Genomic DNA, 20,082 nt, shown 5'->3' with positions numbered 1-20,082 from the left:
ATCCCGACGATGCCGGGTTCGCCGGGCGACGGGTGGACCTGATCGGCCGCTCCCTCGATGCCGGTCCACAAGATGACCCACAGCACGTGCTCCGTTCGTACCTCCGGGCCCGCCGAACCGATTCCGCCCGCGCACTCGCCGCGAAGGCGGTCATCGCCATCGATCCTCCCGATCTACGCGGTACATCCGTGTGGCCCGTCTGAATTCTGAGCGCACTTCGCTGCCGCACTCGAAGTTGACGCGCACCGTTCCCGGCCGCCCTCGTCCACACGCTCGAACCGCCGACCACCGACGAACTCCTCACCCTCGTCTGGACTGGGGCGTGGCACCGCGTCGCCGCCACCTCGAAGTTCACTGCGACCCCGGCACACCGGTGCCAGCAGGTCGGCGGGCTTGTCGGGCACGCGGACAGCACTGTTACCCGTGGAGCGCACCTGATCCAGGCGTATCCCAACGACACGCCGGTCCTGATGTTGATCCGTTCGATGCGGCGGGCCGAGAACCCGTACGGGCGCCGGTGGCTGCGACGGAGCGCTCAGTCGGCGGAGTAGGCCGTCACGACGCCCACTTCCGCAGGTGCCGGCGTCGTGCTCGACGGTGAACCCGGACGCGGGAGACCAAGGCTTTCGACGCCGAGGGCCGGAGGCTTGCCGCCGTGGACCTGTGGCAACAGGGTCAGGCCGCGCATTTGTTGTGCTCCGGGGCGAGGGCCGCGCGCACTTCCCGGCTGAGTTCGCCGCTGCGGACGAGGTCGGTCGCCTTCTCCAGGTCGGGGGTCATGTACCGGTCGTCGGCCAGGGGGTCGATGTGCCGGCGGACCGCGTTGTGCAGTCGTTCAGTACCCGCGCCCAGCGGAAAGGCCGCCATCCTGTCCTTGATCAGGTCGATGCCCTGGGCAGCCATCATGACGTGCACGGCCAGCACGGTCTCCAGGCGGTCCAGGTTGGCGTGCACGGCGCGCACCGAGGCCATCGCCATCGTGTTGTGGTCCTCCTGCCCGAACTTCGCCGGGCGGGACAGAGTCCCGGCGGGCGTCGCCAGTTGCTGCATCTCCGGCACCAGCGCCACCGCGACGGTCTGCACCTGCACCATGCCCGAGTTCAGGCCGACTTCCCCGCCGGCGAGGTTGGCCGGCAGGTGGTAACTCCACTTGTCGGCCAGCAGCCGCGCGGACAACTCCTGCGACAGCACGCCCAGATCGGCGATCTGCGCGTTGAGCGAGTCGATCTCGTGGCCGAGCAGCGCGGCGTCCCAGTTGCCGCCCATGACGAACTCGTAACCACCGCCCGCCTTGGGGAACAGCAGCGGGTTGGACGTCGACGCGTTCGCCTCGCGCTCGACGTGGCCGCGGGCGTCCGCGAGCCGCTGTCGCAGCGCTCCCACGATGTGCGGGGTGGCGCGCACCGACACCGCGTCCTGGATGCGCGGGCCGTCGTCGCCGATCGCCTTGCGGCCCTCGTCGGTCATCCAGCCGGTGCCGCAGACCAACGCCCTGGTCACCCGGGCCGCCTCGACCTCGGCGGGGATGCGCCGCTCGTCGTGGGTGCGGGCGTCGAAGGCGCCCTGTTCAGCCCTGGTGGCCTCCAGGAACAACGCGAACGCCGCGTCGTACGTGTCGAGCAGCCGTTCGGCGCGCACCACGGCATCGACGTACCGCGCGGTCAACACGCTGCTCCCGCTGATCAGCGGAAGCGCCTCGCCCTGCTCCAGCTGGAAGGTCGGGGCGAGCCCAGCCGCGGCGAGGACGTCCGGCGCGGGCCCTTCCCGGCCGTCGAACCGGGCGGGTGCGGGTTCCCCCGTGAGCACCAGACCCGCGGCCGCCATCGGCTGGAGGTCCCCGGTGCCCAACGACCCGATCTCCGGCATCCGCGGCGTCACCCCGGCGTTGACCAGGTCCAGGATCCGGTCGACGAACTCCGGGCGCACACCCATCGCACCCCGTGCCATCGTGTTCGCCCGCAGCACCAACGCCAGCCTGGCCACCCGATCGGACAGCGCGGGACCGACACCCGCGGCGTGCGAGCGCAGCACCCGGCGCTGGAACTCCACCCGGTCGTCGTCGGCCAACGGCTCGTCCTTCAACGGACCCAACGCCTGGTTCCACCCGTACACCCGCTGTCCCTCCGCCAAGGCCGCCTCGGCGCCCTGCCGGGTCTTGACCATCTCCTGGCGGGACCTCATGCCCAGCCGGACCGTCACGGTGTCGGCTTCCAGCACTCGCACCAACTGGTCCCAGTTCAACGAGTTGCCGTCCAACTCGACCACGGGAGCCCCGAGCGCGTGCCCGGCCTGCTGTCGGACCGCGACGGCGGCCGGTGCGGCGGCAGTGCTCGACACCGTCGCGGCGCCGACAGCGATCACGACCAGGAACCGCCACGGGAACACCATTCGCTCTCCTACCTCGTTCCGCGGACCGAACCGTCGGCCGGGAAGTCGTTCGGCACCATCCGGGGACTGGTGGCGCGCGCGTCGCCAGGCTCATGCCACCGTGCGACCGCCTCGATCCTGGCACCGCCGACCGTGCCGGAGCCGAACATGCGCGCCCGAACCGAACCATCGGGTGAGCCCCGCCGGACGCGGCCGCCACGAACGGGTCGAACCATCGACCGCACGTCACCGGTCCGGTCGCCCGTCACCTTGTCGTGGGAAGTCGAGCAGACTACGAGCGCTATTCAGAAGGGTCACCAGCCGAGTCGGTAGTACTTGAGGGTGGTGACGGTGCGGATGATGTCGGGGAGTTCGGTGAGGCGTGCCCGGTAGCCGGTGACCAGGACTTTCCTGTCACTGGAGACGGTGCGCGCATTGGTGGATGAGCAGTTACCCCGGTGGCGGGGCCTGCCCGTGACGGGTGTCGCTTCGCAGGGGACGCACCCTCACCGTCCGAAGTGGACGTGAGCAGCCCAGTCCAGCGGGCGGTCCGGCTTCCGGTCCCGCTGGTTCCGGATGACCTCGTGCACCGCGCGCGCCGCGGCACCGGGTGCGGTCCGGACGACGCCGTCGACCACGATGCGATCGTAGATCTTCGCGGCGACCCGGGCCGCGAACCGGTCGCGGATCGGCCACAGCGTGCCCACGACCTCCCTGAACCCGGCGAGCTGGAGCGCACCGGCCACGTGGGTGGACTCGTCGTGGTGACCTCGGGCTGTTTCCGCGGTGGAGCAGGCGGAGAGGTAGGCCAGGTCCGCCCGCTCCAGCCGCAGCCGCGCGATGGCCGACACCGTGAGCGGGCTGATCAGGTGGTCGTGGAGCACGAGCATGCTCTCCTCGGGGCGTTCCACGTCGGCCACCCCGTGGCAGGCGAAGTGGACGGCGGTGTGCCGGGGCAGTTCGGACAGCACGTCGTCGCGGGTCGTCCCACCCGACAGGACGGTGGCAGACGGCACCGCTCCCACGAGGTGGCGCACTTCCTCCCCCACGGAGGGAAGAGCACCGCCTTCCACGTCAGGCGCCGCGACGACCAGCAACGACGGCGTGGCGGCCGCCGCTGCGGCACGTGACCACGCGAGTGCCCGGACACTCGGCGTGTAAGACGACACCACCCGGTCGAACACCGTGCTGCCGTCACGCGCCGTGTGCCGGCCGGCGGCGTGCAGCGGCAGGGCACCGAGCACGCCCACCGGGCACCACCAGAGCCGGTCGACGTTCACCAGGCGATCGAGCACGGGTTCGGCGATCGCACTCCAACACCGCTCCAAGACCTGACCGACGACCACCTGGGCCTCGTGCCACTCCCCCGATGTCGGACCGTCGGCCAGGGCGTGTGCCTCACGCAGCTTGCGCACCTGGCGGGCGGCACCGTTCGCGTCGGCGTCGGGCAACTCCACCACCACCGGGCCCTCCGGCGTGACAACCACGGCGACCCCGCCGCGTTCCTCGGCCGCCACGTAGACGATCGGACCTTCGGCGGACTCGGCCCGCAGGTCGTCGTATTCGGGTGGCATCAGGAAGTGCGAGAAGTCCGTCAGGGCGTGAATCCGGTCGAGCACCCCCTTCCAGGCGGCGGTCCAGCTGTCACGCCGCCGGACCGCCGCGAGCGGGTCGTCGTCGTCCGGTCTGTTCAGCCCCGCTCGCGCGATGCGGAGACGGGCCACCTCGTCGGCGAGGTCGGCCCGGACTTCGCGCAGTGCGTCCAGACCCGTCCGACCGGTGATCGCATCGGCCACCAGGATCCCGCGGGTCTGCTCCAGCAACTCCACGGCCCGCTCCGGCCGACCGGCGCGGGCGAGCGCGGCGAGCGCGGTCGAGGCCAGGCCTTCGGTCGAGACGATCAGGCGCCGCCGGTCGGTCGTGTCGAGCGTTTCCGGCGCCAGCTCGGGGAGCAGCGCGACCGCCCGTTCGACATCGGCGACCGCGCGCTCGGTGTCACCGACGACGAGCGCGGTCGACGCGGACCACCGCAGCGCCCTCAGCGTGAGGCCGACCGGGACGCCCACCGTGTCGGCGACCTGGTGGAACAACCGGCTCGCCGAGGCGATCACGGTGCTGTCGGGGCTGTTCCGGTAGCGCGCGAGCCGTACCCGGGCGAGTCTGTAGACCGCGAAAGCGTGGCTGACCGGCCGGTCGGCGGTGAGGCTCACCGCCTCCGCGGCCAGTTCCTCCGCCTCGACGAGCACCGCGCGGTCCGCGGCGCGCGTTCCGTTGCCGAGCAGTCGGGCGCTGAGGGAGGAACGCAGTGACGCCCGCGTGTCGGGCGACAGGCGATCGGCTTCCGCGACGGCCGTGCGGAGGAGCGCGACCGATTCGCGATCGGCCTGGGGATCCCCCGTCCTGTCGTAGAGTTCTTCCAGGGTCGCGGCGAGTGAACCGAGGTGGGCGGGCCGCACCGGGTCGTTCGGTGGTAACGCCGCCACGGCGCTCCGCGCCATGGCGACCGCCTCGTCGAGCAGTCCGGTTTCCGGTGTGCGGTCGGCGAGATCGCGCAGCGCCGAACTCAGGCGCGACACCAGCACGGGCCACTCCAGGCGGGTCTCGGCGGACTCCGCCACGGCCTGTCTACCGACTGCGACCGCCCTGCGCAGCAGGGACAGGTCGCCGGTGAGGTGGTATCCCGACGTGAGGATCGCTCCCATGCGGCTCAGGTGCGCGGGTCGGTCGACGTGGCCGAGGGGGTTGGCGACGACAGCGCGGTATGCGGTCTCGATGGCCTCCAGCAGGAAGCGCCGATCTCCCGAGACGGTGTGCGCGGTGCCGAGGGCACTGGCCAGGGTGCCGAGGTACAGCGGTGCGCGGGCATCGCCGTCGACCAGTCGCACGGCTTCGCGCAGCAGCCGCACGGCTTCGTCCAGGGCGGGTTGATCACCGAGCTGCCGGTGCAGGTTCAGCAGGACCGCGGCCAGGGCCTGCAGGATCCCGGGCTTTTCGGGGCCGCTCGCCACGGGCAGCCGCGCTGCGGTCCTCGCCGCGTCCAGTGCTTCGTCCACAACGGCGGGTTCCCGTGTCCGGTCGTAAAGGGCCCGCAGTGCGGTCGCCAGGTTCGTGAGCCACGCGACGCGCTTCGGGTGGTCCGCCCTCGATGTCGAGCACGCCTCGCGCAACAGCGCGCACGCCTCGTCCCCTGCGGCGGAATCGCGGTCCAGTTCGTAGCGGCGGAGCAGTGCCACCCCCAACGCGGAGAGGACCTCCGCCCGGTCGTTGTGCCCAGGGGGGACCAGGCGCACGGCCACTCGCCCGGCCTCGACGGACTCGGTGAGGAACCGCGCGTCGTCGACCCGTTCGAACCGCAGGCGCGTGACAGTGCACAGGCTGCCCCAGATGGCACCCGCGAAGGGTGAACCCGGATCGAGCCCCACCGTGGCCTCGCGGATCATCCTCGTGATCTCGTCGAGCACCGACATGTCATCGGTCGCGTCGAACCGCAGCTGCAACGCCATGGCGAGGTACATGGGCACGATGGCCGCGAGCGGGTTCTCCTTCGGGCGAGCCGCCCAGGCGTGCCGCAACAGTGCGATGGACTCGTCGAGCAGCGAGGTGTCCGAGGTGGCGCGGAACGCCAGGCTCAACGCGTGCCCCAGATTCGCCTGGTGCGCCCACACGTCCTCGGCGGCGGACACGGCGACGCCTTGCCTGGCCGCCTCGATCGCCTCGTCCAGCACCGGCAGTTCGCCGGTGTGCTGGTACTGCCCGAGGAGCGCCGTCATGAGCGTCATCACCATGAACGGCAGCGACTCGGCATCCCAGGGCTCAAGCGCCGCCGACCTGGCGACCGCGACCGCGTCCCGTGCGCGGTCCGCGTCACCGAAGCGCTCGGCCGCGTTCCTGAGCAGCTCGACCAGCAGCAACATCGCTCGTCCCCGGTCTGGCGATCCCACCGGGAGGTCGTCGACGACGTGCCGCTGGGTGTCGATCAACCGGGCGAACGCTTCTTCGTCGGCGCCGCTGTTCTGGAGGGCGTCGAGGACGTTCGCCTCGTGGGCGGCGGTGGGGTTCCCGACCAGGTCGCGCAGTACCGGCGGCACCAGCTGCTCGTCGAGCGCGGCGAGGCGCCCGGTGAGGTCGAGCAGCCGTGACATGTCGTGCAGGTCCTGGCCGACGGGCAGCAACCGGTAGCGCTGCCAGTGCACCGTCAACAACAGCAAGAGCACTTCGGGGTCGTGGTCGACATCCGCGGTGGCCCGCTCCAGCCGGCGGGCCAGCTCCAGGACGCCGGCGTCGAGGACGTCGACGCCCGGGTCCTGGAGCCGGGCGAGCAATTCGGCCGACAACTCGTCACGCATCGTCCTCGAACTCCTGTCGCTGCCCTGCACGAGTCGAACGGCGTCGGCACCCGCGGAGTCGTGCAGGCAGCCGTAGGAGGCGGCGATGATTCCGGGCGGCGGGCTCACCTCCGACGTCGACCGAGTCCGCGAGCACTTGCCGCGCACCCGCCTGCAGGCGGCTCTGGAGCCCGAGCGGCACTCCTGGCCGCACGGCGGGTGTGTCGCCGCGCATGTTCATCACCACGTCCCCGTTTCGCGGCCCGGCCACCACCACGCTCGGCCTCCCGGCTAACCCGCGCCCTGCGGTACCCACCGCAGGTGGACGAGGCGTGCAGAGATCCTCGTCCAGCCACGACCGACGGCATACGCAGAAGTACGGACACACTCATCCGCAGACAGCGACGTTGTGGTCCTCTGTGTCGCGAGTCGGCCCTGTGACCACGACTTCCTGATCAGGAGCTGCGAAGAAGGTAACGGGGGTGCGGCGGCCCGTCATCCGAGGGGGCCGCCGCACCGGTCAACAGGTGAGCTTCGCGCCGGCGAAGTCGCCCCGGTCGTAGGAGTTGCCGTCACCGCCGTCGTTGATCACCAGGCGGAGGAAGCGGGCTCCGGGCAGTGCCGCCGTGATGGTGACGGGGTCGTCCTGCCAGGTGCGGACGCCGCTGTCGGCGGCCTTGGCGCCGTCCGCCCACACCTCGAAGCCGGCCGAGCCCTGCATCCGCTCGTCGCGTTCGTCGTCGATGCCGACGTCACTGGTGAACGAGGTGCAGGCGCCGCCCAGGTACACGACCAGTTCGGTCGGCGCGTGCCCACCCAGGCCCTTGGCGTACTTGACCCCGTTGATGGACAACGGTTTGCCGTCGCCGGGTTTCCAGCTCCCGTTGGACTTGTCGCGCTCGACCGGGCCGTAGCCGCCGCGTTCCAGGGCGAACGCCACGTCACCGATGTCGACCGTCCCGCCGGGTGGGGCCGACGGAGCCGACAGCTCCGCCTGGGCGACGCGGTTCACGGGCCTGAGCCACCTCGCCCCGAGTTCACCGGACAGCCGGTAGCCGCCCGGAGCCGCCGACGCGGGCGGGGTGACCCGCCAGCGCCCGGTCACCGAGTCCCCGGTGCCCAGAACGGCTTTCCGCCCCGGCGCCAGGGGTTGGACCTGCCAGTCCGGTGGGACGGCGAGCCGGAGCCGGGCGTCGAGCACCGGCACGCGGGCGTGGTTGACCGCCGTCATCGTCGCCTCGAGCGGAACACCGGGCGGGACGATCGTGCCCGGCACGCCCGCGATCGCGGGCGGGACGTCCAGACCGAGGTCGAGCAACGGCTCCCGGCCGATCCACGGCCCACCCGGGCGGACCCGGTACATCACCGAGCCGTGCTGCGGCACCGAGGCGGAGACCGCGCCGGCGGTCTGGAAGTCCTTGTGGCGCAGGTCTGGGTGCCGGCGCTGGTGTAGATGCCGAACTTCAGGCCCTTGCCGTGCACGTAGTCCGCGAGCGCCTTGATGCCGCTGGGAAACCTCGTCGGGTGGTGTCGCAGCCTGCCGGTCTCCGGATCACGGGTGGCGTCCGCCCAGCAGTCGTCCACGTTCACGTACTCGTAGCCCGCGTCCTTCAGGCCAGAGGACACGAAGATGTCCGCCGTGTCGCGGATGAGCTTCTCGTCCACGTCGCAGCCGGTGGCGTTCCAGTTGTTGAACCCCATCGGCGGCGTGAGGGCGAGTACCGGTTCGGCCGCGACGACCGGAACCGCCGGAACGGCCACGACCAAGCCGGCCAGCAACGTCGCCGCAGCCAGGAGCCTTCCGGTCACTGCCATGACACGTCCCTTCGCCGTCGAAGAGATCCGATGTCTACCTGGGCTCGGAGGGTATTCACGGGCGCACTACCGCGTCAAGCACGTCGAAGCATCCGAGGAATACTTCTTTACTATTTGCGCCGGTCGAATCGGTCCAGACCAGTTCCGTGCTTGACCGCCCACCCCGCCTGCTCGTAGCGTGAGACCACCGCCGCCCCGAAAGTGTTGCCTGGAGGCGGTGTGCGATGACCTTGCCGTCCACTGTGGACTCCCGTTGGTCTGGAGTCCGAGGATGAGGCTTGTTCCCCTGTTGGTGGCCACAGCTGTGGTCTGCCTCGGCACCGCGGTGCCCGCACACGCGGCGGTGACGCGGGTCACCGGGCTGGCCGCGTTGCAGAAGGCGCTGGACTCGGCCGCGCCGGGTGACCGGATCGAGCTGGCCGACGGGTCCTACTCGACCAGCGGCCCGATCACCATCCGCCGTTCGGGCACGTCCGGCGCGCCGGTGACCGTGACGGCGCAGAACGTCGGCAAGGCCGAGATCCGCGGCACGACGGGCTTCTCGTTCGCGGGCGGCGTGCACGACGTGGTGCTGCGGGGGTTCTCCCTGGCGCACGGCGGCTCGCTGTCGGTGCCGGAGTCCGCGCACCACATCCGACTCACGCGCAACACCGTGCAGCTCACCGGCGCCGGCAACTGGGTCGTGGTCAACGGCGACGACGTCGAGGTGGACCGCAACACGTTCCGCAACCGCAGCTCCGAGGGTGTGTTCCTGCAGATCTCGGGACCGTCCGACAACGTCGCCAAGCGGTCGCGCATCCACCGCAACTTCTTCTACAACCACACTTTCGCCGGTTCGAACGGCGGCGAGTCGATCCGCCTGGGCTACAGCCACAAGCAGTCGTACTCGGCGAACGCGGTGGTGGAGTACAACCTGTTCGAGAAGGCCGACGGCGACTCCGAGGCGATCTCGGTCAAGTCGTCGGACAACACGGTGCGGTACAACACGATCCGCGACAGCCGCGGGTACATCGTGTTGCGGCACGGCCACCGCAGCCTCGTCGAGGGCAACGTGCTGTTCGGCTCCGGCATCAGGTTCCACGGCAACGACCACCGGGTGGTGAACAACCACGTCGCCAACAGCGGCGGGCGGGCGATCGTGTTCGGGTCCGGCAGCGAGGCCGACAGCGGGCCGACCAGCACGTTGCACGACCGACCGGACCGGGTGACGGTCGCGTTCAACACGCTGATCGGGTCCTCCGCGGTGATCGACAGCGATGGCGGCACCTACAAGCCCAAGGACTGCGTCGTCGCGAACAACATCGTGCGCGGCACCTCCGGCCCGCTGATCTCGATGGCGAGCGGCTCGGTCGTGCGGTACGAGGGCAACATCGCGCGGGGTGGCAGCGCGGGGATCCCCAACGGCTACCGCGACGTCGACCCGAAGCTCGTCCAGGACGGGGGCGGCCTGTGGCGCCTGTCGGCGGGCAGCCCGGCGGTGGACGCGGCCGTCGGCGGCTACTCCTACGCCGGGACGGACTTCGACCTCCAGACCAGGGTCGGCACGTTCGACGTGGGCGCGGACGAACTGGTGTCCGGGGGCTCGCGCAAGCCGTTGAGCCGCACTGACGTAGGGCCGGGGAGCGCATGAAGAAGTTCGCGGCACTGACCGCCGCCGGGCTCGTCCTCGCCGCGTGCGGATCCGGCCCTTCGGGTGCCGCGCAGGTTCAACAGGACCCCAGCGCGCCGTTCGAGGTGTGGACGCGCAGCACCGAGGCGACAGCCGAGGTCTACACCGAGCTCTTCGCCGACTTCGAGCGGAAGACGGGCGTCAAGGTCGACTACAAGCCGGTCTTCAACGACTTCGACAAGCAGATCCAGCAGCGTGCCGCCACGAAGGACCTACCGGACGTGGTGATCACCGACACCGGCTCGCTCGGCGTGTTCACCCAGCAGGGCCTGGTCGGCGAGTTGGACCGCGGCTCCGTCGCGGGCAACGCCGACATCGTCGACCGGGCCTGGAACAACGCCAAGGCCGCGGACGGCAAGTACTACGCCGTGCCGTTCTCCACCCAGGCCATGGTCACGCTCATCCGCAAGGACTGGCGCGAGAGGCTGGGCAAACCCGTCCCGCGGACCTGGGCGGAACTGGCCGACCTCGCCTCGGCGTTCACCACCGACGACCCGGACGGCAACGGGCAGGCCGACACCTACGGGATGCTCGTCCCCGGCACCACCGACCGCGGCTACCTCGCGTGGTGGGCGTCGAACTACCTGTGGCAGGGCGGCGGCGACATCCTCGAACAGGACGGCGACAAGTTCTCCGTCGCGGTCGACTCCGACCGGACGGTCGAATCCGTCCAGTGGCTGCGTGGGCTGTTCTGCGACAGCAAGGTCGTCGTGCCCGGCGCGCTGACGCTCGGCACCAACGACGCGCACCCGTTCTTCGAGTCCGGCAAGGCCGGTGTCTACCTCACCGGCCCGTACATGTTCGGCCGCTTCGACAAGAGCCTGGGCAAGGACAAGTACGAGGTGGTGGCGGCACCGCGCGGACCGGCGGGCGCCACCGTCCTCGGTGAAGGCGAGAACATCTACCTGATGGCCGGCTCTCCGCGCGTGGCCGACCAGACGAAGCTCGCGGAGTTCCTGATCGGTGCCGACGCGCAGCAGGCCGGTATGAAGGGCGATCCGCAACCCGTCGTCCGCCTGCCCGTCAACAAGAACGTGGACGTGGAGAAGGTCTACGACGACCCGCGTTGGACCGCGGTCGCCGACGCCTACCAGGACGACGCGCGGCCGTTCCCGAACGTGCCGAACTTCCAGCCGTTCCGGCAGCAGACCTCCGAGACGCTGAACTCGATCTTCGCCACGTGCGGCACGGACGTGAAGGGCGAGCTGGGCGAGCTCGCGGAGAGCCTGGAGCAGGAGCTCCGGTCGCAGGGTGTGGCCCGGTGAGGGCGAGAGCCGTCCCGTGGCTGTTCCTGCTCCCCGCGCTGCTGTTGTTCGCGGTCTTCAAGTACCTGCCGATGGCCGAGGGGATCCGGCTGAGCCTGTTCCAGGTCCGGCCGTTCCTCGGCGACATCTTCGTCGGCCTGGACAACTACACGCGCCTGGTCACCGACGAGCGCTTCCAGGACGCCATCGGTCGCACGGTCCTGCTGGCGGCCGGGCAGACGTTCGGGTCGATGATCATCGGGTTCGGGCTCGCCCTGCTGCTGGAGGGCCACGCCCGCTCGCTGTGGTTCGTGCGGTCGGCGGTGTTCCTGCCGGTCGTCGCGGCCACGGCGGTCATCGGCGAGATCTGGCGGCTGCTGTACTACCCGGCGCCCGAGGGGTTCCTCAACACCGCCCTGGACTTCTTCGGCCTCGGCCCCTGGACCTTCCTCGACCACCCGGACACCGCGCTGTGGTCGGTGATGGCCGTCGGCGTGTGGAAGGGCGCGCCGTACGACATGGTGCTGATCCTGGCGGGGCTCGCGGGCATCGACCGGCAGCAGTACGAGGCCGCCGCCATCGACGGGACCTCGACGTGGCAACGCGTCCGCTACGTGACGCTGCCCGCGCTGCGGCCCGTGGTCACGATCCTGCTGACGCTGGCCGCGATCCGCGGGATGCGGGTGTTCACCGAGGTCTACGTGCTCACCGGCGGCGGTCCCGCCGGATCGACCGACGTGTGGATGACCCGCGTGTTCACCACGGCGTTCGAGCGCAACGAGATCGGGATCGCGTCCGCGGGCTCCGTGCTGCTGTTCCTGCTCACCTTTGTGATGACCGTGATCGTGCAGGTCTACCGGCGCGCCAAGGAGAAGGTATGAGCGTCTCCGGCAGGTCCGACACCGCGCTCGGGTGGTCCAACGACCGCTCCGCCTGGTTCTCGAAGGCTGTGCGGGTGCTGTTGTGCGTGAGCGCCGTGCTCGTGTTCTGCGGCCCGCTGCTGACGATCTTCTCCGGGGCGTTCGACGACAATCCCGACCCCACCAAGTTGTCCGTCGTGCCGGACAACCCGTCGCTGGCGAACTTCGCGGCGGCGGGCCGGAACCACATCTGGGACTACCTGCTCAACTCCCTGGTCATCGCCGGGGGCGCTTTGTTGCTCCAACTCGCCGTCAGCGTGTTCGCCGCCTATGCGTTGGCGCGCAAGAAATTCCGCGGTCAGGCTGTCGTCCTGCTGGCCGTCCTCACCACCATGATGCTGCCGGAGGAGGTGATCGCCATCCCGCTGTCACTGGTGATCGGCGACCTTCCCGTCCTGCACGTCAGCCTGAGGGGCACGCTGCTGGGGGTCATCCTCCCGCTGGGTGCCTGGGGGTTCTCCATCTTCGTCATGACCGAGTTCATGAAGGACATCCCGGTGGAGATCGAGGAAGCGGCCACTGTTGACGGTGCGGGAGAGCTGCGGATCTTCGCCCGGATCATCCTCCCGCTGTGCAAGCCCGCGCTCGGCGTGGTCGCCGTGTTCGGTTTCACCATGATCTGGGAGCAGTACCTGCTCCCGCTGATCGTGGCCGACGACCCGTCCGACTACACGTTGACGGTCGCCCTGCTGTCGTTGCGTTCCGACGACCAGGTCGGGCCGGGGATCGTGCTGGCCGGAGCGCTGCTGGCGCTGGTACCGAGCCTGCTCGTGTACCTGGGGTTGCAGAAGTCCTTCCTTCGCGGGATCACCACCGGAGCGATCAAGGGATGACACCGGATCGGCAACCTGCAGGTGCACGCTGTTGCGCAGGTCGTAGACCGTGTGCCGCAGCGCCCGACGCCGCTGGGTCCGAGCAGTGTTACGTCGTCGTGCCGTTCAGTGGTCGTGCCGGCTGCCCGTGCGGGCGGACAGCCTGGTGGTGAGGCGTCGGGGCAGGATCTTGGCGAGTCCGATGACGACTTTGTACGGGAGGCCGGGCACGCTGACCGCGACGCCCCGCCGGAGATCACGCAGTGCCGCCGTCACGAGTCGGTCCGGGTCGAGCCACAGGAAGGCGGGGATCCCCGAGGTGTCCATGCCCGAGCGTTCGTGGAACTCGGTGCGGACCCAGCCGGGGCACAGCGCCATCACGTGCACTCCGCCGCCACTGATCTGCTGCCGGACGCTGTCGCTGAAGGTGACGACCCATGCTTTGGACGCGCTGTAGGTGCCGCGGGAGAAGAACGCGGCCACCGAGGCGACGTTGACGACGCCGCCGGCGCGGCGTTCGAGCATAGGAGGGAGCGCGGCGCGGGTGATGCGCAGCACCGCCTCGCAATGCACCTTCAGCATGGCCACCTCCTCGTCGATCTCCGAACCGAGGAAGTCGCCCTGTTGCCCGAAGCCGGCGTTGTTCACGACCAGGTCCACACCCCGGGCCACCCGCCGCTCGACCGCGGCGATCCCGTCCTCGGTCGCGAGATCGGCCGGGAGCACTTCGACCGCCACCCCGGTCCCGGCGCGGTGGATCGCGGCCGACCGACCGAGTCGTTCCTCGTCACGGGCGACCAGGACCAGGTCGTAGCCCCGGCCGGCGAGGTGGTGGGCGAACCGCGCGCCGATTCCGGCGGTGGCTCCGGTGACGAGGGCCGTGGGCATGGGTGGGAGAGTAGCTCCGAGCTACCCGTCCTGTCCCCGGCAGACGCGGTCGCCGGCCGCTGCCGTCCCCTGTATGGCCGCGCAAACCCGGTCAAGCCGAACCGGCGGAACGCCGAAGCTGTCTACAGTGGAGCGGTCAGGAAAGGGGTGTGCGATGCCCGCTGCCTCCGGTCAGGTGCCCTCGCAGGGAACGAGCCGCAGCACGTCCGCGACCATCCCGCCGAACATCCTGCGCTACCTCGCTCCGATCGCCGCCGAGGACGGTGTCGACCTCCGGCCCGCGCTGACGCGCGTCGGCCTGGACGAGGCGGTGATGCGGTCCGCCGCGCTGCGCGTCTCCTACCGCCAGGGCAGTGCCGTCATCCGCCGCGCCATCGAACTGACCGCGGACGCGCACCTGGGTCTGCGCGTGGGCGCCGCGCAGCACCTGACCTCGTGGGGACTGCTCGGGTTCGCCCTGATGGCCGCCGACACCCTCCGGGACGCCGTCGAGACGGGGATGCGGTTCCAGAACCTGTCGGGGGCGATGGTGGTGTGGTCGGCCCGGCAGGAGGACCTCGGCTTCGTGCTGCGGGTCGACCTGCCCGATCCCGCCCTGGACCCCGCCGTCGCGGTCTTCCTGGTCGAGGAGGCGTTCTCCAGCGTCACCACGCTCACCCGCCTGACCATGGGCCCTGCCTTCGCCCCGCAGGTCGTCGAATTCGCCTTTCCCACCCCGCGTGACACCGGCCTGTTCGACGACCTGTTCCGGTGTCCGGTGCGGTTCGGGGCCGCCGGCAACCGCCTTGTGTTCCCCGACTCGTGGGCGGGCACCGCGATGCCGGGCCGCGACCCCGTGACCTTCGCCTCCGTGCTGGAACTGCTGGACGCGCAAGTGGTGTCCCGCCGCAGCCGGCAGGACCTGCTGGAGGTGGTGGAGGTCTCGATCGCGCAGAGCCTTCCGACCGTGCCCTCGTTCGCGCAGCAGGCTCACCGGCATGCGGCCGGCGAGCGCACCCTGCGGCGTCGGCCGGCCGAGTGCGGCACCACCTACGAGGCGATCGTGGACGGCGTCCGGCGTGAACGGGTCGAGCAGTTGCTGCGCCGGCCCGAGCTGACGCTGAGCGACATCGCGCGCCGGGTGGGTTTCTCCGACGTACGCGCCCTTCGGCGGGCCGTGCGCCGGTGGCACGGTGTCGCGCCTTTGCAGCTGCGTGGGGACATCCTTGATCGGGAGGGGCCGGTCGGCTGAGTGCCGGCTCAACGGGTGCGGATCCAGACCGTTTTCTCCCTGGTCCACTGGTCGAAGGCGGTCGTGGACTTCTCCGCGCCGCCGAACCCGGACTGCTTCCAGCCGCCGAAGGGGGTGGTGATGTCGCCTTCGCTGTAGGAGTTGACGGAGACCACGCCGGCCTGGATGCCCCGCGCCAGGCGCCAAGCGGTGTCGAGGTCCCTGGTCCACACCGAGGCGGCGAGCCCGTACTCGGTGGCGTTGGCCAGGCTGATCGCTTCGGCCTCCGTGGCGAAGGTCTGGAAGGTGACGACCGGTCCGAACAGCTCCCGGGTCAGGACCGTGCTGCCGTCGGGTGCGTCGGTGACGACGGTGGGTGGGTAGTAGGCGCCGGCGGGGTGCAGGCTGTCGGGCAGGCCCGCGGTGTGGACGTGCGCGCCGGCCGCACGGGCCTCGTCGACCGCCGCCGCGACTCGGTCCCTGGCCGCGTGGCTGATCAACGGCCCGATCCGGGTCTCCGGGTCAGCAGGGTCACCGATGACCAGGGACTTGGCGGCGGCGACGAACCGGGCGACGACCCCGTCCGCGATGTCCCGGTGGACCAGTACACGGGAGCCTGCCGTGCAGTTCTGCCCGGTCGTGAGGAACGCGGCCTCGATCATGTTGTCGATGAGCTCCGCACCGAATCGGAGCGCGTCGGCCATCAGGACCTGTGGGCTCTTGCCGCCCATTTCGAGTGAGACGCGCTTGAAGTTGGTCTGCGCCGCGTCGGTCAGGACACTGCGTCCTACGGCGGTCGAGCCGGTGAACGACAGCGCGCCGACGACGGGGTCGCGGGCGAGGGCGGTGCCCGCGACGGCGCCGTAACCGGGCAGCACGGCGAGCACACCGGCCGGCAGACCCGCTTCGGCGGCGAGGCCGGCGAGGTGCAGCGCCGAGCGCGGTGTCGCCTCCGCGGGCTTGAGCAGCAGGCAGTTCCCAGCGGCGAGGGCGGGTCCGACCTTCCACGCGGTCATGGCCAGCGGGTAGTTCCACGGCAGGATCGCCGCGACCACGCCGACCGGCTCGCGGCTGATCAGCCCCAGGTGGTCCGGGCCGGTCGGTGCGACGCGGCCGAAGACCTTGTCGGCGGCCTCGGCGAACCAGCGGATGCACTCGATCGCGCCGGGCACGTCACCCGTGCGGCACTCCGAGATGGGTTTGCCAGCGTCCTCGCTGTCCAGGCGGGCCAGTGTCTCGGCATCGCGTTCCATCAGATCGGCGAGCCGCAGCAGCACCGAGGCCCGCTCGCGTGGCGGAAGCCCCGACCACGTCCCACGCTCGAACACCCGCCGTGCCCGCTCGGCCGCCTCGGCGACTTCACGTCCGGTAGTGGCGGACAGGGTGGTGATCAGCTCGCCGGTCGCGGGGTTGCGCACCCGCAACGTCGACTCGTCCGGCGCATCGGCTCGACTCATGACTCCTCCACCAACTCCCAGCGACCGCCGACCTGGCGGGCCAACCTCCGGCGGCGCAGGTCCTCCGGGTAGCGGGCCATGCCGCGCTCACCGCGCTTGCGGAACAGGGGCAGGAGCTTGGGCAGCAGGTTCGGCGCCAGCATCGCGAAGCGGACCAGGCGCGACTCCGCCGGGCGGGGGTAGGCCTCCAAGCGTGGTCGGTCGAGCAGGCTCGTCACGGCCGCGACGACGTGGGCGGGTTGCTGCGGCTTGTCCTGGAACTGCATGGCGTTCCCGCCGTCCACGGCCCCTTGGCGCAGCATCCGGGTGTCGGTCGCCGACGGCAGCACGGACCCGACGAGGATGCCCTTGGCCTCGAGGTCGAGCCCGATGGCGAGCATCGCACCGCGCAGCCCGAACTTCGACGCCGTGTAGATCGGGGTCTCCCCCAGCGGGAAGATCCCGCCGAGGGACACGGTGGTGATCACCCGGGCGTCACCGGATGCCAGCAGCAGCGGTATCGCGAGACGCGTCGTGACCAACGGGGAGAGCAGGTTGAGGTCGAGCTCCCGCCGGATGCTGTCGACGCTGCGCACGTCGAAGCGTTCGGCGCTGGTCATGCCGACGTTGTTGACCAGGACGTCCAAGCGACCGTAGTCGGCAGCGATTTGGGCGAAGAGCTGCTCCACCTCGGCGCGGTCCAGCAGGTCGCATCCGATGCCGGCGTGGCCGGTGCCGGGGAGTTCGTCGGCCACCTTCTCGGCGCGGCCGGCGTCGATGTCGACGACGACGCAACGCGCGCCGCGCGAAGCGAAGCGGTGGCACAGGGCGCTGCCGATCCCGCCGGCGCCGCCGGTCACGAGCATCACCTTGGCGTCGAAGTCGAAACCCCTCACGACACCACCTCGCTTCGCCACTCGGGCGTCCGCGAGGGCGGTCTGCCCTCGGTGGGCCAGTTCATCGCCTTGGCGACCTTCGTGACGTACTTCCGGTATGCGCCGCTGTCGACGTAACCGGTGTGGCGGGGCGAAGCGACGAATTTCAGGCCAGAGGTGAGGTCCGGGCGGTCGTCGCGGATCATGCGCGCGAACCGCTCCGCGGTGGGCAGCCCGCGCCGGGTGTCGTGGATGAACCCGGCGATCATCTGCGCCTGGGTGTCGAAGAGGCGGTAGGCGCCGGCGTTGGTCTCCACGTAACCGACGCCGAACAGTCCCTCGTGCTCGCGGGAGAACACCGACAGGTACAGGTCGGGGTGCTGCTCGTCGCCGAAGTACTCCTGCGCGACCGGCACCTTGTGCCGGTAGCCGGTGGCCAGCAGGACCAGGTCGAAATCGTCCTTCGCACCGTCGGTGAAGTGCACCGTCGTGCCCTCGGCGCGGGCGATGCCGGGCTTGGCCGTGATGTCGCCGTGCTGCAAGTGGTGGATCAGCATCGAGTTGATCGAGGGTGCGTCTCGAACAGCTTGTGGTCGGGCTTCGGCAGACCGAGGCGCGTGGGATCGCCGCTGAGGATCTTCAGCAGTGTGCCGAAGACCTTCTGTTCCAGCCACATGGGCATCTTCGGCCCGACACCGGAGAGCGTGTCCACGGGCCGGCCGAACACGTGCTTGGGCACGAACCAGTAGCCGCGCCGCATGCTGATCACCGCGTGGTCGGCCGTGCGCGCGGCGTCGCACGCGATATCGCAACCGGAGTTGCCCGCCCCCACGACCAGCACGCGCTTGCCGCGCAGTTCCTCGCCGGCGCGGTAGTCGACCGTGTGCCGGACCTCCCCGGTGAAGTCCCCCGGCAGTTCGGGAATGTTCGGGTGCCACTGCGAACCAGTGCACACCACCACCTGCGCGTGGACGCTCTCCCGGCCGTCGGCTCGGGTGACCGTCCACGAGCCGTCGGCGTTCTTCTTCACGTCGCGGACCTCGACACCGAACTCGATGCGGTCGGTCAGCCCGTTGGCGTCGGCGAACGACCTGAGGTAGGACAGGACCTGCGGGCGCGAGGGGTAGTCCGGGAAGTGGTCGGGCATCGGCCAGCCGCCGAAACCCGACTGGGTCCGGCTGGAGATGAAGTGCGCGGACTCGTACATCGGACTGCCGGGGTTGTCGATGTCCCAGATACCGCCGGCCGCCGTGTGCCGCTCGATGTGCGTGTACGGGAGATTCCGTTCCGCCAGAGCCCTCGCGACCGCCAGCCCGGCAGGTCCGGCGCCGACCACACACGTGTCGTACTGGGTCTTGTCCACCAACCCGCCTTCTTCCTCATCCGTCCAGCGGTGTTGAGGGAACGGTATTCACCCGGCGTTCACCGGACACTGACCCGACCGGCCACGAAGCGGACTTCAGCGGCCAGGCCGATTATTTCCGCGTTCATCACCATGAACATTCGATAACGCATTTGTTCACCATGGTGAACTCGCAGCAATCTTGCGACGGCATATTGCGTGCTCCGGGGAGGTGCGTTAGCGTCGACCCTCCGGGAGCGTTCCCAGCAAGGGTTTCCGCAGTTCAGAGCCGTGAACAGCGGCGGACCGGTTGCGTCGGTGACCTATTTGCCCGCAAGGAGGCGTGCATGGGTTCGCGCAGTGGCGGCCATTTACCCAAATCCGTCCTCGCCGTGCTGGTCGCGGCCGTGCTCGTCGCCTTGTCGGCAAGTCCGGTGCACGCGGCGCCCACCCGGTACGAAGCCGAGGCCTCGCCGGCGACGTGCACCGGCACCATCGACGCCAACTGGTCCGGGTACACCGGTTCCGGCTTCTGCAACGGCGACAACGCCGCCGGGGCGTACGCGCAGTTCACCGTCAACGCCCCCAGCGCGGGCACCGCGGCCGTCGGCATCCGGTTCGCCAACGGTGGCACGACCGCACGGCCGGCGAACCTGGTCGTCAACGGCTCCACGGTCGGGTCGCCGTCGTTCGAGAGCACGGGCGCGTGGAGCACCTGGCTCACCAAGACGGTGACCGTCACCCTGAGATCGGGCGGCAACACCATCCGGCTGGATCCGACCACCTCGGCCGGTCTGCCCAACGTGGACCACCTCGACGTCGAGGTGGGCGCGAGCCTGCCGAGCAGCTTCCAGTGGCGGTCCAGCGGTGTGCTCATCGGCCCGAAATCGGACGCCACGCACAGCATCCGCGCCGTGAAGGACCCGTCGGTCGTCCACCACAACGGCCGCTACCACGTGTTCGCCAGCACCACCAACAACAACGGCGCCTACAGCATGGTGTACCTGAACTTCACGGACTGGTCGCAGGCGGGCTCGGCGCAGCACCACTACCTGGACCAGACGGCGATCGGTGGCGGGTACAAGGCGGCGCCGCACGTGTTCTACTTCGCGCCGCAACGCCTGTGGTACCTGGTCTTCCAGACCGGTGACAACGCGGCGTACTCGACGACGTCGGACA

The 20,082-nt window shown here is 70.2% G+C and carries 15 protein-coding genes; 6 read left to right on the top strand and 9 right to left on the bottom strand.

Annotated elements, in window-relative coordinates; translation table 11 throughout:
- Window positions 1–675: 675 nt before the first annotated feature.
- The 4 genes from FM051_RS19845 to FM051_RS50580 all read right to left on the bottom strand — a co-directional run bounded on the left by FM051_RS19845 (window position 676) and on the right by FM051_RS50580 (window position 8,507).
- Window positions 676–2,388 (bottom strand): HAL/PAL/TAL family ammonia-lyase, encoded by a 1,713-nt coding sequence (locus FM051_RS19845; protein WP_158845441.1) that lies wholly within the window; start codon window positions 2,386–2,388, stop codon window positions 676–678.
- Between the two features lie 485 nt (window positions 2,389–2,873).
- Window positions 2,874–6,713, bottom strand: coding sequence for a CHAT domain-containing protein (locus FM051_RS19840; protein WP_158845438.1), 3,840 nt, complete (start codon window positions 6,711–6,713; stop codon window positions 2,874–2,876).
- Between the two features lie 499 nt (window positions 6,714–7,212).
- The gene (locus FM051_RS19835) at window positions 7,213–8,055 is read right to left on the bottom strand and encodes an NPCBM/NEW2 domain-containing protein (RefSeq protein WP_158845435.1); all 843 of its coding nucleotides are present in this window, start codon (window positions 8,053–8,055) and stop codon (window positions 7,213–7,215) included.
- Window positions 8,055–8,507, bottom strand: coding sequence for a glycoside hydrolase family 27 protein (locus FM051_RS50580; protein WP_202918930.1), 453 nt, complete (start codon window positions 8,505–8,507; stop codon window positions 8,055–8,057). Before FM051_RS50580 ends, FM051_RS19835 begins: the two co-directional genes overlap by 1 nt.
- A 271-nt stretch (window positions 8,508–8,778) precedes the next feature.
- Between FM051_RS50580 and FM051_RS19825 the strand changes: the two genes are divergently transcribed.
- The 4 genes from FM051_RS19825 to FM051_RS19810 are packed head-to-tail and all read left to right on the top strand — an operon-like array spanning window position 8,779 to window position 13,173.
- Entirely contained in the window at window positions 8,779–10,137 is a 1,359-nt protein-coding gene (locus FM051_RS19825) for a polysaccharide lyase 6 family protein (RefSeq protein ID WP_158845432.1), read from the top strand.
- On the top strand, window positions 10,134–11,441 hold the full coding sequence (locus FM051_RS19820) for a sugar ABC transporter substrate-binding protein (RefSeq protein WP_158845429.1): 1,308 nt from the start codon (window positions 10,134–10,136) through the stop codon (window positions 11,439–11,441). The genes FM051_RS19825 and FM051_RS19820 overlap by 4 nt, the downstream gene beginning before the upstream one ends.
- Window positions 11,438–12,301 carry a carbohydrate ABC transporter permease gene (locus FM051_RS19815; RefSeq protein ID WP_202918929.1) on the top strand — a complete coding sequence of 288 codons (864 nt, stop codon included), beginning with the start codon at window positions 11,438–11,440 and terminating at the stop codon, window positions 12,299–12,301. Before FM051_RS19820 ends, FM051_RS19815 begins: the two co-directional genes overlap by 4 nt.
- Window positions 12,298–13,173, top strand: coding sequence for a carbohydrate ABC transporter permease (locus FM051_RS19810; protein WP_158845426.1), 876 nt, complete (start codon window positions 12,298–12,300; stop codon window positions 13,171–13,173). Before FM051_RS19815 ends, FM051_RS19810 begins: the two co-directional genes overlap by 4 nt.
- Window positions 13,174–13,278: 105 nt before the next feature.
- Here FM051_RS19810 and FM051_RS19805 read toward each other — a convergent pair whose 3' ends face one another.
- On the bottom strand, window positions 13,279–14,040 hold the full coding sequence (locus FM051_RS19805) for an SDR family NAD(P)-dependent oxidoreductase (RefSeq protein WP_158845423.1): 762 nt from the start codon (window positions 14,038–14,040) through the stop codon (window positions 13,279–13,281).
- 154 nt (window positions 14,041–14,194) lie between these two features.
- Here FM051_RS19805 and FM051_RS19800 point away from each other — a divergent pair, with 154 nt between their 5' ends.
- On the top strand, window positions 14,195–15,271 hold the full coding sequence (locus FM051_RS19800) for an AraC family transcriptional regulator (protein ID WP_158845420.1): 1,077 nt from the start codon (window positions 14,195–14,197) through the stop codon (window positions 15,269–15,271).
- 8 nt (window positions 15,272–15,279) lie between these two features.
- Here the strand turns inward: FM051_RS19800 and FM051_RS19795 are convergent, their stop codons facing one another.
- Genes FM051_RS19795 through FM051_RS50570 form a run of 4 tightly spaced genes read right to left on the bottom strand, consistent with a single transcriptional unit; the run spans window position 15,280 to window position 18,924 of the window.
- Entirely contained in the window at window positions 15,280–16,707 is a 1,428-nt protein-coding gene (locus tag FM051_RS19795; protein WP_158845417.1) for an aldehyde dehydrogenase family protein, read from the bottom strand.
- Window positions 16,704–17,582, bottom strand: coding sequence for an SDR family NAD(P)-dependent oxidoreductase (locus FM051_RS19790; RefSeq protein WP_202918928.1), 879 nt, complete (start codon window positions 17,580–17,582; stop codon window positions 16,704–16,706). Before FM051_RS19790 ends, FM051_RS19795 begins: the two co-directional genes overlap by 4 nt.
- Entirely contained in the window at window positions 17,579–18,118 is a 540-nt protein-coding gene (locus FM051_RS50575; RefSeq protein WP_202918927.1) for an NAD(P)/FAD-dependent oxidoreductase, read from the bottom strand. The genes FM051_RS19790 and FM051_RS50575 overlap by 4 nt, the downstream gene beginning before the upstream one ends.
- Complete coding sequence (locus tag FM051_RS50570; protein ID WP_202918926.1) at window positions 18,112–18,924, bottom strand: flavin-containing monooxygenase; 813 nt, start codon at window positions 18,922–18,924, stop codon at window positions 18,112–18,114. The genes FM051_RS50575 and FM051_RS50570 overlap by 7 nt, the downstream gene beginning before the upstream one ends.
- 326 nt (window positions 18,925–19,250) lie before the next feature.
- Between FM051_RS50570 and FM051_RS19780 the strand changes: the two genes are divergently transcribed.
- Window positions 19,251–20,082: non-reducing end alpha-L-arabinofuranosidase family hydrolase (locus FM051_RS19780; RefSeq protein WP_158845415.1), on the top strand; the 832-nt coding region annotated here is incomplete at its 3' end.

Source organism: Saccharothrix deserti, assembly GCF_009769385.1.
In the GTDB taxonomy this organism is placed as follows: Bacteria; Actinomycetota; Actinomycetes; order Mycobacteriales; family Pseudonocardiaceae; genus Actinosynnema; species Actinosynnema deserti.
This window is presented reverse-complemented; position numbering and strand designations above follow the sequence as displayed.

Bases quoted from the DNA above. Each gene is read 5' to 3' on its own strand.
- FM051_RS19795 (WP_158845417.1), bottom strand. From the start codon at position 16,707: ATGAGTCGAGCCGATGCGCCGGACGAGTCGACGTTGCGGGTGCGCAAC.
- FM051_RS19800 (WP_158845420.1), top strand. From the start codon at position 14,195: ATGCCCGCTGCCTCCGGTCAGGTGCCCTCGCAGGGAACGAGCCGCAGC.
- FM051_RS19840 (WP_158845438.1), bottom strand. From the start codon at position 6,713: ATGCGTGACGAGTTGTCGGCCGAATTGCTCGCCCGGCTCCAGGACCCG.
- FM051_RS19810 (WP_158845426.1), top strand. From the start codon at position 12,298: ATGAGCGTCTCCGGCAGGTCCGACACCGCGCTCGGGTGGTCCAACGAC.
- FM051_RS50575 (WP_202918927.1), bottom strand. From the start codon at position 18,118: ATGCTGATCCACCACTTGCAGCACGGCGACATCACGGCCAAGCCCGGC.
- FM051_RS19825 (WP_158845432.1), top strand. From the start codon at position 8,779: ATGAGGCTTGTTCCCCTGTTGGTGGCCACAGCTGTGGTCTGCCTCGGC.
- FM051_RS19805 (WP_158845423.1), bottom strand. From the start codon at position 14,040: ATGCCCACGGCCCTCGTCACCGGAGCCACCGCCGGAATCGGCGCGCGG.
- FM051_RS19835 (WP_158845435.1), bottom strand. From the start codon at position 8,055: ATGTACCGGGTCCGCCCGGGTGGGCCGTGGATCGGCCGGGAGCCGTTG.
- FM051_RS19820 (WP_158845429.1), top strand. From the start codon at position 10,134: ATGAAGAAGTTCGCGGCACTGACCGCCGCCGGGCTCGTCCTCGCCGCG.
- FM051_RS50580 (WP_202918930.1), bottom strand. From the start codon at position 8,507: ATGGCAGTGACCGGAAGGCTCCTGGCTGCGGCGACGTTGCTGGCCGGC.
- FM051_RS19845 (WP_158845441.1), bottom strand. From the start codon at position 2,388: ATGGTGTTCCCGTGGCGGTTCCTGGTCGTGATCGCTGTCGGCGCCGCG.